This window comes from Rhizobium sp. P38BS-XIX, assembly GCF_012641435.1.
Taxonomy (GTDB): Bacteria; Pseudomonadota; Alphaproteobacteria; order Rhizobiales; family Rhizobiaceae; genus Rhizobium.
Window position 1 is genome coordinate 151,253 of sequence record NZ_JABAIJ010000003.1, and the last position, 12,662, is coordinate 163,914.

Here is a 12,662-nt window from a genome sequence, read left to right on the forward strand (position 1 = left end):
AGCGGCCGACCAGGCTCTTCGTCGGGCAAGGCCTGCGAATTGAATGCAGCTAAAAGATGGGCCTGAGATAGAGATGGCTGATCTTTCCCCTGAATGTTATCGCGATACCCCATTCCATCTTTGCATTCTCGAATTCGACTTCATAGATGTCGAGACCGTTTGCGACCCCTTTGAAGATAAGGCGCGTTAGTGAGCCGGCCTTTTCCAGCTCACCGCTAATCATATCCATTTGTTCACTCGCAAGTGCCGCCAATGGTGGCGACATCATGCTGGTGTCCGGCTCGCCGCGTGCATGTTCTTCGATGACGCGCTGAAGAATACGCGGACCATCGGGCATTGGCGTCTGATCCCTGATACGCTCAGTGATATCTTTCTCGATGCCCAAAGCCTGAGTGAGATCCATCCTTGCGACAAGATCCTCGCAGCCATTTTGATGATGCGTAAGGCTGACGACGTGCCCGTCCTTATTCCGATTGAAGGTCACTTGAACGGGGATCGATTTCATGAAGAATCCGTCGTTGCCTTCCGAGGAAATCTCGATGTCTTCTTGTCCGACAATTCGATAGAAGAGCTTGTCGTCGCGGCTCGAGACAATGGAGATTGTGCCGTCCTCCGTCGTATAGGCGCCGGCATAGTCGGCAAACGAAGCGCTGTCGGCCGCTACCTCGGTTCTCGGGCGCATCTGCTCGTATTGTTTCCATGCCCTCAAGTCTTTTGATGGTTCGGTCATGTTGGTTTCCCTTGCCAGAGTTGTGAGATCGTCGAGAGATGCGACGGCTCCGGATCGAACCTTCGATTGCAGGGCTTCGATGACTTGCAATCCTCGTTCTGCACGCCTGCGCGTGTCCTCGAGCCCGTTGCGCTGCAAAGCGAGCATCTGAGCGAGATCGGTGGGATGTTTTCGAAGAAGCTTTGCGATGTCGCGCAGGCTGAACCCGAGAGACTTGAGCGCCAGTATTTCGTTCAGGCGCGCGATTTCATCGCGACCGTAGAGGCGCCATTGCTTTGATGTGCGACGCGGCGAGATGAGGCCATGTTGCTCATAGATCCGCAACGCCCGAATGGTGATGCCGATGCGTTCGGCACATTCGAGCGCGGTGATGAGAACGTCATCCTGGGTGCAACCGGACATCGAAAACTCCTTCGGGAATCTTCCATAAGGTATGACCCTGGGTCCGGCTCAAGTAGCAAAATGAAATCCAGCTCGAAAATTTCCGGCCCTTATGCGGGCTCCAGATCTGAAGGACGACGGGCGAGGTGGTTTTCGTCACCCCACCCGCTTTGTCATCTCACGGCTTCGAGCGCCCGGCGGGCAAGGAAGACTGCGCCTTCGACGGGCGGTATCGCCAGCTTGTGAATTCGCAAATCGGCATGCTGCTCAAGGACATGACGTCTAAATGCGTCGAAGAGTGGCGCTTGGTTGACGATGACGCTGCCGGCGACGACGACATTCTTGCCGACCGCACCACGCGCCACCAGTTGATCAACCAACACGGCAAGAGCCTGAGCGCCCTCGTCGATCACGCGGGCCGCAAGCGCCGAGCCGGAGGCCGCGGCACTGAAGATGGCCGGGCAATGCGGCGCCCAGTTTTCGGCGGTGGGTTCGTCGTTGACTTTGCGGGTCAGTCGCTCGGCATCGGCGACGCCGAAATCCCGGATGAGGGCACCGAGCAGACCGTCGTCCGGCTTGCCTTCGTCGAGTGCACGCAATGCGGCACGCGTCGCCTCGCGCACGAGGGCTGCGGCTCCACCTTCGTCTCCGATGACGCATCCCCAGCCACCGGTTGCCATATGCGCACCGTTGGCATCGACACCAACGCCGATGGCGCCGGTCCCGGCGATGATGCCTATGCCATCAGGAAAGCCGGCAGCAAGGGCAATCAGCGCTGCGTCGTTGACGATGTTGGCGCGCAGACCATGCGAGGCAAGCGCCCGTTGCAGATCGTGTGCCGTTTCAGCCCTGTTGATACCCTGCGCGCCGAAGGCCATGGCGGCGATGCGTGCCCCAGTCGGCACGTATGGCGCAATGCGTTCCGCGATCCATTCCGCCGCCTCGTCCGCTGGTTCGGCATCCCATTCGCGGCTGTGCAGGACGGTATCGAGCAGGCGATTGCCCTGCGTATCCTCGATGACCAGATGTGTCTTGGTGCCGCCGATATCGAGCGCGAGCAGGCAGTCAGTCATGTTCGAGCCCTCTCAGGCGACTTTTGTATCGTTGTTTTCAAACACGAAGGAATCGGGATCGAGCCCTCGTGCAATTGCGGTTTCGACAGCGATGGTCTGCATGACCAACGCTTCGACAATAGGACGTTGCGCCGGCGTGAGCGAGGGGATGGCGACGTGCGCGAGGTGGCTTTCCTCCGCAACATCGAGCGGGCTGACGAGAATGACGTCGTGGCCGGCACGTGCAAGCTTTTGGGCAAGCTGCAATTCGCGCTCTTCGCCGAAAATGATGTGCACGCCGCGGCCGGCCGATTCCATGGCGCCGTGCAGATATTGCCGCGTGGACATGCCAGTCGACGGGATACGTGCGATTTCACGCAGCAGCAGCGCGCCGACTTCGGCAGAGCCGGTGGAGGGCGCAGCACCGACGCAATCAACATATTGGGCTTCTTGCATCGGGGCGATCAGGGTCGATATCCGGCTGGAAAGGACCGTCTCGACGGCACGAAAGGCGTCCGAGAGGTCCGTCCAGGTGTCATCGATCACGCCACCATCCCAGGCTTCGGAAATCATGCCGAGCGCGGCGACGGTTGCCGTGTAGCCGATCGTGGAGGCATAGCTGTCCGGAATATTGCCGAGAGAAATATTAACGGCCGAGATGGCTTCGATCGGCGAGCTGACGGCATTGACCACCGAGAAGCGTTTCTCCTGCTCCACCGTGTTCAGCACGGCCAGGGTTTCGGAGCTTTTGCCGCTCTGGGACACGCCGATCAAGGGGTGAGGCGTATGAGGGAAGGGGAGCGGGTGCTCACCGGCATTCAGGCGCCAGCCGTGAATATTGCGGCTTCTCAAAGTCCAGACAGCGGCGGCGCTCGCAGCGAAGCTTGCGCCGATGCCAAGGAAAATCGGGCCAGGCCCCTGAAGTGCGCCGCGGCTCTGCAGGAGACGAACATCCTCGGTAATTCTGGTGATGGCCTTGGCCAAAGCCTCGGCTTGCGATGCGCGGGCCACCGCGAGCGGGATATATCCTTTGGGCAATTGATGTCTCCTTGGGTATGGGCACGACGAAACCACCCGTCGGGTTGGGCGCCGGCGGCAATCCATCGTTCAGTTTTGCGAATGCAGGAGCTGAGCCCTGCCATGATTTCGATGTTTCCCTGCCGCCGTGCTAGTTGCCTGGCTTGATCGTACGGCTGAAGGAGGTTCGCAGGCGATAGCGGTCGCCGGCGTAGCGTATGGTTGAAGATATCAGCGGCTTGCCCGCGCTATCCTCGATGAGCTGATACATGGTGAGGATCGGCATTCCCGCGTCGATCCCCAGGTGTTTGGCGGTCAACGGATCGGCGGCCTGGGCCTCGATGGTCGATTCCGCGCGGCTTAGCTCTATGCCGGCCTCTGTCATCAGGCGAAAGAGCGATGCGGTGCTGAAGTCCGCGCCGGACAGGTTCAATTCCTTGGCGGCCGGAAAATAGGACGTGTCGATCGCCACGGGGACACCGTCGAGTTTGCGAATGCGATCGAGATGAAAAAGCCTCGATCCGGGCGCAATCGATAGCTCCTCGGCCTGGTCGAGTGTCGCTGATGCCTCTTCCGCCCTCAGGACCTCCGATGATGCCTTGAGACCCAGCCGGGCGGCGGTCTCGCTGAAGGATTCGAGTGTCTGGGGAAACTCCTGATGCGCCTCGGTCGCAACATACCAGCCGCGGCCATGGGATGAAACCAGCACGCCGCTGCCGACCAAGCTCTGCAGGGCGCGGCGCAGCGTCACGCGGCTGATCGACAGGCGGTCGATGAGATCACGCTCCGGCGGCAGACGGCTGCCAGACGTCAGCTTTCCGGCATTGATTTCGCGGGTAATCGCCTTGGCAGCCTGCTGCCAGAGCGGTTCGGGAGAGTCCGATTGAAGCGGGGCGACCGTGCCGTCCATCTTGACCATCAGCTTATCGTCACCTTTTCCCACATCTTCGTGCGCATCGAACGATAGCACGCATCGAGGATACGATTGACCACCACGCCATCCTCGAAGGTTTCCAGTGGCCGAGTTCCGGCGGCAAAGCAATCAACAAAGTGGCGCATCTGCTGCGAGAAACCATAAGCGCGCGTTTCTTCGGGAACGGGATAGACCCAACCGGTGTCTGCGTTCGCCTTTTCCACAAGATATCCGACGGGCTTTTCGATGAAGCCCCAGACCGGACCGACCGAGCTATCGGTTACGATGCGGCCGGCGGAGCCGACGAGTTCGTGACGCAATTGCATGCCGCCCTTTTCGATCCAGGACGATTCGATCGTCGCAAGCTGGCCGCCTGCGAACTTCAATAGTGCGATCGCGGTATCTTCGCCGGTGGTCTTGTCGGCATGCGCCAGCGTTGCGCCCCAGGCCATAACCTCGACGACGGGATTGTCTTTGCCGAAGAAATGCCGCGCCGACTCCACCGTGTGGCAGCCCATGTCCAGCAGGGCGCCGCCGCCAGCTGTTTCAGCGTCCCAGAAATGCGGCGCATGCGGGCCGGAATGCGCTTCACGCGCCCGCATGGTCAGTAGATCGCCGATGCCGCCTGCCTGCACCATCTGATAGGCCTTGGCGATGTTAGGCGAAAAGACGGAGCTTTCCGCATAGCCATGCCAGATGCCGCCGTCGATGACGATCTTCAGCATTTCGGCGGCTTCTTTTTCCGTGCGTGCGAGCGGCTTTGTGCAGACGACGCCCTTGCCATGGCGAGCGACGATTTTCACGGCGTCCAGATGAATCTCGTTCGGCAGAGCAATGACCACAAGCTCTACCGAAGGGTCGGCGCAAAGCGCATCCATGTCTTCATAGGCAGTGACACCCGGCCCCCATTTCGTGGCGAATTCGGCAGCGCGTTCGCCGCTGCGCGAGTAGCACGCAACAAGCTGCCCGTTGCGAACATCCAGCAGTGAGTCCGCATAGCAGTCGCTGATGAAGCCTGAACCCAAAATCCCAACACCGATCATCAAGCCATCCCCCTAGATGCCAAAATCCGCAAAACATCGATAGATCGAAGAAATACCACATAAGACAAAAATGGAAAGAAAAAAAACTTCTTGTCACATATTGTATTGAGATGTATCTTTTAGGCGTTCATTGCGAGCATCGGAGAGATGCTGCGCAATCCAAGCACAAAAAGAGGGGAGCATTTCAGATGCGTTCGAAGCATGCATGCATCAAGGGCGCCGTTGCGTCGCTGGGCCTGGCGCTCATGGCCGGCAGCGCGCTTGCCGCGGATCCCGTGACGATCAAATTGGGAAGCTGGCGTACGGAGGATATCGCTGTCTGGCAGGATAAGTTGCTGCCGGCTTTCGAAAAGGAGCATCCGGAGATCAAAGTAGAGTTCGCTCCGATCAATACCAATGAATACAATGCCGCCATTCAATCGCAGATGGAGGCTGGCGCCGGTCCGGATCTGATGACCTGCCGCCCCTTCGACGTCAATCGCGAGTGGATTCGCCGTGGCTATTTCGAGCCGCTGAAGGATTTTGCGCCGATCAAGGATTTCAGCGATACCTCAAAGGCTGCCTGGGCTGATGGCAAGGGCGAGCCTTTCTGCCTGCCGATCGCCGCCGTTCTGGCCGGCTTCTACTACAATGTCGATATCTTCAAGGAACTCGGTCTCGAGCCGCCGAAGACAGCCGATGAATTCATCGCCGTACTCCAGAAGATCAAGGACAACGGCAAGTACACGCCACTTGCCTATGGTTCCGCCGAGAGCTGGCAGCTCGCTTACAACGGCCTCTACAATATCGGTCCTTCCTATTGGAAGGGCGAAGAGGGCCGCCAGGGATTGATCAACGGCACGAAGAAGCTGACGGATCCCGATTTCGTTGCTGCCTTCAAGGCCTTTGCCGCCTGGAAGCCGTTCCTGCCGAACGGCCAGGCCAGCCTTCAGTATGCCGACATGACCCAGCTCTTCACGATCGGCCGTGCCGCCATCCTGCCGGATGGTTCCTGGAACATCAATCAGGTCACGGCGACGGGTCTCAATGTCGGGGTCTTCGGTCCGCCGACGGCGACTGGCGATAGCAAGCGCTACCTGCAGGAAATGCCCGATATGGCAATCGGCCTCAATGCGGCAGGCAAGCACAAGGATGCCGCGAAGGTATTCCTGACCTGGCTGGCGAGCCCGGAATTCCAGGAGCTTTATGTAAACGAAGCGCCCGGCTTCTTCGCTATGGGCTCGAAGCCTGTTTCCTACAAGAACGAACTCGCGCAGAAATTTGCCGATCTCAAGAAAGGTGCCGAGCTGACGCCGCGTCTTGCTCTTGATCGACTGAGTGCCGGCAACCCGCCGCTCGACGACGAAATCTGGCGCGTTCTGCAGGTAATGATGACCACGGATAAGCTGACCCCGGATGCTGCCGCCACCGAGCTGCAGAAGGGGCTGGATTCCTGGTACAAGCCACAGAAGTAAATCTTCAGGCCCGCGCGCTTTCCTTTGCGGGAAGCGCGCGGGCCTTCTTCGCATTCAAGACGTTCATACGGGTATGGGAGGCCTTCCGAGTGATACGCCCAACAACTGCGCGCATCAGTCTGGCGCTGTTCGTTTTTCCGGCACTGGCGATTTACGTCGCCTTCGCTGTGCTGCCGCTGGCTCTTTCCATCCTGATGAGCTTCTTCAACACGAAGACTTCGGCTGGGCGCGTCTTCGTCGGTCTGGAGAATTATTATTATCTGTTCACGCATCCGGTGACGAGCGCCCGCTTCTGGAATGCTCTTCTCAACAATGTCGAATATTTCGCCATTCATCTGGTTGTGGAAGTACCGATCGGCCTGTTGATGGCGGCACTCCTGACATCGGGCTTGTTGCGCCGATCGGAAGGTATCTATCGCACGCTTCTTTTCATTCCGGCGACATTGTCGGTGGTCATTGTCGGTTTCATCTGGCGCCTGATCATCAACCCGCTCTGGGGGCTCGTCGATTTTCCGCTGCTCGGAAACGAGATGACCGCGTTGCCGACGATTTCCTTGATGTCGGTCTGGCAATATGTCGGCATCCCCATGATCTTCCTCTATAGTGCTCTCCTTGCCGTTCCCGAGGATATCGTCGAGGCGGCGCGCATCGATGGCGCCAACAACTGGCGTATCTTCTGGGGCATAAAGTTTCCGCTGATCGCTCCACAGTTCGGCTTGATCGTTATCCTGACCTATATCTGGACCTTCAATGGTTTCGATCTGGTCTTTGCTCTGAACGGAGCCGCGCCCGGCCCGAATTACAGCACCGATATCCTTGGTACTCTGTTCTATCGAACCTTTTTCGGATCGAGCGGACAGGTCGCCGATATCGATCTCGGCGCGACCGTTGCAACCGTGATCTTCACGATCATTCTCGTGGTGACTGCAGTCTATTTCTGGCTCGTGCAGCGCCGCCTGAAGCCCTATCAGATCTGAGGAGGACCCGGCATGACCCTGATATTGAGCGACGATAAGGCTGTTCAGTCGGAGCGGAAAGCAAGGGATCGCCGCGCGTGGACTGCCGACAGGATCGTCGTGCACGCATTGCTGATCTTCTTCGTGTTGCTGGCCATTGGTCCTATCCTGGTTGTCATCCTGAATTCGTTCAAGACAACACCCGCGATCTTTGGCGGTCCCTTTGATCTGCCCACGGCCAAGACATTCAGTGTAGACGGATATCTGCGTGTCTTCACGCGCGGCAACTTCTTCCTGAACTATCAAAACAGCTTGATCGTCACTGTCGTTACCATTCTGCTGACGATCATAACATCGACACTCGCTGCCTATGGTCTTGTGGAATACAAGGTGCGGCTTGCGCCTGTGCTTGGTGGCCTGTTTATCATCGGCATCATGCTGCCGATCCGCCTCGGCACGGTGCCAATCCTTGAGATCATGATCTCCTGGAACCTTATCGATACGCTGACGTCGCTGATCCTCGTCTATACCGCGATGAGTATTCCGATCGCCGTTACCTTGATGGTGGCCTATTTCCGCACGGTCCCAACGGAACTCAAGGAAGCTGCGCGCATCGATGGTGCGGGTGAATTCCGTACCTTCCTGATCGCGCTTCCCGTCGTCAAGCCAGGCCTTGCCGCGGTGGCGACGATGACCATGCTGCCGGTCTGGAACGATCTCTGGTTCCCGCTGGTTCTGGCACCCAGCAAGAACAATCAGACCGTCACGCTCGGGGTTCAGCAATTCGTGGGACAGTTTCTCAATGACTATCCGGCCTTGCTTGCCGCGCTGACGCTTGGCGTCGTGCCTCTGGTCGTGTTGTACGTGATCTTCTCGCGCCAGTTCATCAAGGGTCTCAGTCAGGGTGTCGGCAAGTAAATCCTTGTCCGCGACGCCTACAAAATTCTGGAATGGAGTGCCTCATGGCCGACGTCAAAATCACCAATCTCTACAAGCGCTATGGCGCGGTCGAAGTCCTGAAGAATATCAATCTCGACATCAGGTCGGGTGAGTTCGTTGCCTTCGTCGGCCCTTCCGGCTGCGGCAAGTCGACCCTGTTGCGCTGCATCTCCGGCCTTGAGCAGATTTCCAATGGGACGCTGGAAATCGGCGGCAGAGTTGTCAATGATGTCGGCCCGTCGCAGCGCGGCATCGCGATGGTCTTCCAATCGTATGCGCTCTACCCACACAAGACCGTCTACGATAACATGGCCTATTCGCTGCAGCTGCAGAAGCTGCCGAAGGATCAGATTGACAAGATGGTCATGGCCGCGGCGGAAAAGCTGCAGCTTGTGCCCTATCTGAAGCGGCTCCCGAAAGCCCTGTCGGGCGGCCAGCGCCAGCGTGTCGCGATCGGACGAGCCATTGTCCGCAATCCCAAGGTGTTCCTCTTCGACGAGCCGCTTTCCAATCTTGATGCCGCTTTGCGTGTCCAGATGCGCATCGAGATTGCGCAATTGAACAAGAACCTTTCCGACACGGCCATGATCTACGTGACCCATGATCAGGTCGAAGCCATGACAATGGCGGACAAGATCGTCGTGTTGCGCGACGGCGTGGTGCAGCAGGTTGGTTCGCCGCTGGAGCTTTACGAAAATCCGCAGAACCTTTTCGTTGCAAAGTTCATCGGCTCGCCCGAAATGAATTTCATGACCGGTGAAGACGCAAGAGGGTACAAGGCGGAAACCGTGGGCGTGCGTCCCGAGCATCTGGCGATCGACGTATCGGGTGGCGTGTGGTCCGGTACGGTGATGCATTCGGAAAATCTTGGCGCCGATTCCTACATCTACATCGATATGGGCGGAACGAAGCCGGTCATCATTCGCCAGGAAGGCAAGTCGGATTATCGATCCGGCCAACGTCTTTCCTTCTCGCCGAAGGGCGATCGATACCATCTCTTCGACGCCGGCGGTCATCCGCTGGCCTGAGAGGCGCCAACCGGTAATGAAAATGCGCGATGTCGCCCAACAAAGGGCTGATGTCGTTTTCCTGTGCGCGCCGCCCCCTTCGAACATGATCTTCTATGCATGTTCAAGGTGCCATCGGGATATCGTCCTGATGGATAATTGGGAAACCGGTCAGAGGCCGGTGCTGCCCCCGCAACGGTAACGGAACCGAAAGTCTCGGCAGATGCCACTGGTCTTTTTGACTGGGAAGGTGCCGAGACGATCACTGGGATAGGTTCGAAGCCCGGAAACCAGCCTTGACTGCAGGTTCGATTGATCACGGAGGGTGATCGAGAGGCGAACGGAAACGATCTTGCGGTTTTCCGTTCACGTCTCGCTTCTCTTGTATCAGTCATGAACGTTCCGGGCGTGGAGTGCCGCTTGCGGCGGCCGCGGCCGATTTTGCCGATTTCGGCCCGTTGAGGAGCGGGCCGACCCGAAGATGCGGGCGAGCAATCGCTTGCGAGGATGATCAAGCGTTCAACCAAGGAGGAGATGGCATGAGTGGGAACAGAGGCGTTGTCTACTTGCGACCCGGCAAGGTAGAGGTTCGCGATATCGACGATCCGAAGCTGGAGGCGCCGGATGGCCGCCGCATCGAGCACGGTGTGATCCTGAAGGTGATCTCCACCAATATTTGCGGATCCGACCAGCACATGGTGCGTGGCCGCACAACGGCCATGCCGGGACTGGTGCTCGGCCACGAGATCACCGGTCAGGTTATCGAAAAAGGTGGCGATGTCGAAATGCTTGACATCGGCGATATCGTTTCCGTGCCGTTCAATGTTGCCTGCGGACGCTGCCGCTGCTGCAAGTCGCAAGATACAGGCGTTTGCCTGACCGTGAACCCGTCGCGTGCCGGCGGGGCCTATGGCTATGTCGACATGGGTGGCTGGATCGGCGGACAGGCGCGGTACGTCATGGTGCCCTATGCAGACTTCAACCTGCTGAAATTTCCTGATCGCGATAAGGCTTTGGCAAAGATCCGTGACCTGACCATGCTGTCGGATATCCTGCCGACCGGCTTTCACGGCGCCGTTCGCGCCGGTGTTGGGGTAGGCTCCACCGTTTATGTCGCCGGTGCCGGACCGGTCGGGCTTGCTGCGGCTGCCTCCGCCCGCATCCTCGGCGCCGCCGTGGTTATGGTGGGTGATTTCAACAAGGATCGCCTTGCTCATGCGGCAAAGGTGGGGTTCGAGCCGATCGATCTCTCAAAGAGCGACCGCCTGGGCGACATGATTGCCGAAGTTGTCGGGACCAATGAGGTCGATAGCGCGATCGATGCCGTTGGCTTCGAGGCGCGGGGACATACGGGCGGTGAGCAGCCGGCAATCGTTCTCAATCAGATGATGGAGATCACACGTGCCGCAGGTTCGATCGGCATCCCCGGTCTTTACGTGACCGAAGATCCCGGCGCTGTCGATGCTGCAGCCCAACAGGGCAGCCTGTCATTGCGGTTCGGTCTCGGCTGGGCAAAAGCGCAGTCCTTCCATACGGGTCAGACGCCGGTTCTCAAATACAATCGCCAACTGATGCAGGCGATTCTTCATGACCGTCTGCCGATAGCAGATATCGTCAACGCCAAGATCATATCGCTCGAAGATGCAGCGCAAGGTTATGAAAGCTTCGATCAGGGAGCGGCCACCAAGTTCGTGCTGGACCCGCACGGGGACCTGCTGGAGGTCGCTTAAAGAGGTACTGCCGTCCGTCGTCTATTATCGACAGATATCAACGTGATGCTGGGGACGAGAGTTGTTATGCTCGTCCCCAGCTCCATTCAGGCAACCAGCAAGAATTTGCCGGACAAGGAAATAGCCGTCGCAAGTCTATACGTGAGGGAACGCGTGCCATAACGCGGCACTGTCGCTCGTAATAGCAAACGCCCGCTTCGGCCATAAAGCGGCAAATGCCTATGAACCAGCCAGATTGCGCAGGACAAGAAGCCACAAAGGTGTTGGTCTAATTGCTTCTGGAGGCAACGACGCGCGAAAACGCGAGGGCAAATATGCCGTTTCGCGGGCGATAACAGGCGATAATGTTGCCATTATGCACTTATCTTATACATTTATGTCGTTATCCACGTGGAGGAGTCCCGTTATCGCCTCATGAGCGAGCGGCCGCCTGGACAAAACGCAAACCGGAAGAGAGGCAGACAATGGCAAACTTTCTAGAGAAATGGTCCTCGAAGAAGGCTGACAAGCCGAAGGCTGGAGCACGCAATGTCGTTGATACGTTTCGTGCACGCGTAGCCGAGCAGAAGGCATATCTGGAGGAGTATGAGCGAGACAACGCCGGCTTCAAGAAGTGGCGTTCTACCTGGTTTCAGCGCGTGCCGGGCGGCTTCGGTGTCACGGTTGGTCGCGACTCCATCAACGCCGGCTCAGGATTGAGCTACATCGTAGTCGAATCGCTCAAGGACGTGTCGGAGTTCCTCGAGGATCTCGCCTATCACGCCGAGAACGATGTCGGCTTTCAGCAGGCACTTGAACAGAACCGGCGCCGCCGCGTGGCATTGTTGAATGCCGCCAAAACCGGCGGTGACAAGGTCTCCGCAAAGGCAAAGGCAAAGCCGGCTGCCGCGAAGCCTGCTGCTGCAAAGCCGGCGACGACGAAGCCTGCTGCTGCAAAACCCGTCGCCGCAAAGCCAGCTGTGGCCAAATCCGCGCCGAAGGCTGCCAAGCCGAAAGCCGCCGCTACGCCCGCTACAGAGGTGGCAAAGCCAAAGCGCGGACGCAAGACGAAAGCAGAAGGCGCGGCCGAATAAGGCCGACAAGAATGAATATAAAGCCCGCCTCGTGCGGGCTTTATATTTTGGTCGGCCGGGCCTATTTCGCAGACGCATTTCTCGATAGAGCGGCCTTTCTGAACGATCAAATATCCCGCTCTGCGCCTCAATTTCTCAAATAGATTCGTTAGGTTTTTATCAAAAAGTCTATCAACTATGATGATATTGATAGGCAGATACTGCGAAGATATCGCTTCGTAGAAGTATCAATATGTCAATGAATGATCAGTATATTCGCCACGATATCGATCAGCAGATAGATCATGAAATAAAAGACAACCGGCCTCATATACATCTGCCGTTCATGTCGGACCTATGGGCATGAGGTGAGGTACGAAAAGCTAAT

At 57.9% G+C, this 12,662-nt stretch carries 11 protein-coding genes and 1 riboswitch; of the genes, 6 read left to right on the top strand and 5 right to left on the bottom strand.

Features of this window, described 5'->3' with window-relative positions; translation table 11 throughout:
• Positions 1 to 49: 49 nt before the first annotated feature.
• From HGP17_RS12745 to HGP17_RS12765, 5 genes are all read right to left on the bottom strand, one after another.
• On the bottom strand, positions 50 to 1,132 hold the full coding sequence (locus tag HGP17_RS12745) for a MerR family transcriptional regulator (protein WP_168809417.1): 1,083 nt from the start codon (positions 1,130 to 1,132) through the stop codon (positions 50 to 52).
• 152 nt (positions 1,133 to 1,284) lie between these two features.
• Complete coding sequence (locus HGP17_RS12750; RefSeq protein ID WP_168809418.1) at positions 1,285 to 2,184, bottom strand: BadF/BadG/BcrA/BcrD ATPase family protein; 900 nt, start codon at positions 2,182 to 2,184, stop codon at positions 1,285 to 1,287.
• 12 nt (positions 2,185 to 2,196) lie between these two features.
• Positions 2,197 to 3,201, bottom strand: a complete 1,005-nt coding sequence (locus tag HGP17_RS12755) for an SIS domain-containing protein (RefSeq protein WP_168809419.1) — start codon at positions 3,199 to 3,201, stop codon at positions 2,197 to 2,199.
• Positions 3,202 to 3,331: 130 nt separating this feature from the next.
• Positions 3,332 to 4,099, bottom strand: coding sequence for a GntR family transcriptional regulator (locus HGP17_RS12760; protein ID WP_168809420.1), 768 nt, complete (start codon positions 4,097 to 4,099; stop codon positions 3,332 to 3,334).
• Positions 4,099 to 5,136 (bottom strand): Gfo/Idh/MocA family oxidoreductase, encoded by a 1,038-nt coding sequence (locus HGP17_RS12765; RefSeq protein WP_168809421.1) that lies wholly within the window; start codon positions 5,134 to 5,136, stop codon positions 4,099 to 4,101. Before HGP17_RS12765 ends, HGP17_RS12760 begins: the two co-directional genes overlap by 1 nt.
• Before the next feature lie 188 nt (positions 5,137 to 5,324).
• On the opposite strand from HGP17_RS12765, the gene HGP17_RS12770 reads away from it, so the two are divergent.
• The 6 genes from HGP17_RS12770 (at position 5,325) to HGP17_RS12795 (ending at position 12,295) form a co-directional block, all read left to right on the top strand.
• Positions 5,325 to 6,590 (top strand): ABC transporter substrate-binding protein, encoded by a 1,266-nt coding sequence (locus HGP17_RS12770; RefSeq protein ID WP_168809423.1) that lies wholly within the window; start codon positions 5,325 to 5,327, stop codon positions 6,588 to 6,590.
• Between the two features lie 89 nt (positions 6,591 to 6,679).
• Positions 6,680 to 7,567, top strand: coding sequence for a sugar ABC transporter permease (locus HGP17_RS12775; RefSeq protein ID WP_168809424.1), 888 nt, complete (start codon positions 6,680 to 6,682; stop codon positions 7,565 to 7,567).
• Between the two features lie 12 nt (positions 7,568 to 7,579).
• Positions 7,580 to 8,464 (top strand): carbohydrate ABC transporter permease, encoded by an 885-nt coding sequence (locus tag HGP17_RS12780; protein WP_168809426.1) that lies wholly within the window; start codon positions 7,580 to 7,582, stop codon positions 8,462 to 8,464.
• 44 nt (positions 8,465 to 8,508) lie between these two features.
• Positions 8,509 to 9,513: an ABC transporter ATP-binding protein gene (locus HGP17_RS12785; RefSeq protein ID WP_168809428.1), complete on the top strand. Its 1,005-nt coding sequence runs from the start codon at positions 8,509 to 8,511 to the stop codon at positions 9,511 to 9,513.
• 89 nt (positions 9,514 to 9,602) lie between these two features.
• Positions 9,603 to 9,806, top strand: a riboswitch (cobalamin riboswitch).
• Positions 9,807 to 10,031: 225 nt separating this feature from the next.
• Entirely contained in the window at positions 10,032 to 11,222 is a 1,191-nt protein-coding gene (fdhA, locus tag HGP17_RS12790) for a formaldehyde dehydrogenase, glutathione-independent (RefSeq protein WP_168809430.1), read from the top strand.
• A gap of 464 nt (positions 11,223 to 11,686) precedes the next feature.
• On the top strand, positions 11,687 to 12,295 hold the full coding sequence (locus tag HGP17_RS12795) for a hypothetical protein (RefSeq protein ID WP_168809432.1): 609 nt from the start codon (positions 11,687 to 11,689) through the stop codon (positions 12,293 to 12,295).
• Positions 12,296 to 12,662: the final 367 nt, after the last annotated feature.

Coding starts and splice junctions, on each gene's coding strand:
- HGP17_RS12745 (WP_168809417.1), bottom strand. CDS start 1,132: ATGTCCGGTTGCACCCAGGATGACGTTCTCATCACCGCGCTCGAATGT.
- HGP17_RS12750 (WP_168809418.1), bottom strand. CDS start 2,184: ATGACTGACTGCCTGCTCGCGCTCGATATCGGCGGCACCAAGACACAT.
- HGP17_RS12760 (WP_168809420.1), bottom strand. CDS start 4,099: ATGGTCAAGATGGACGGCACGGTCGCCCCGCTTCAATCGGACTCTCCC.
- HGP17_RS12765 (WP_168809421.1), bottom strand. CDS start 5,136: ATGATCGGTGTTGGGATTTTGGGTTCAGGCTTCATCAGCGACTGCTAT.
- HGP17_RS12770 (WP_168809423.1), top strand. CDS start 5,325: ATGCGTTCGAAGCATGCATGCATCAAGGGCGCCGTTGCGTCGCTGGGC.
- HGP17_RS12780 (WP_168809426.1), top strand. CDS start 7,580: ATGACCCTGATATTGAGCGACGATAAGGCTGTTCAGTCGGAGCGGAAA.
- HGP17_RS12785 (WP_168809428.1), top strand. CDS start 8,509: ATGGCCGACGTCAAAATCACCAATCTCTACAAGCGCTATGGCGCGGTC.
- fdhA (WP_168809430.1), top strand. CDS start 10,032: ATGAGTGGGAACAGAGGCGTTGTCTACTTGCGACCCGGCAAGGTAGAG.
- HGP17_RS12795 (WP_168809432.1), top strand. CDS start 11,687: ATGGCAAACTTTCTAGAGAAATGGTCCTCGAAGAAGGCTGACAAGCCG.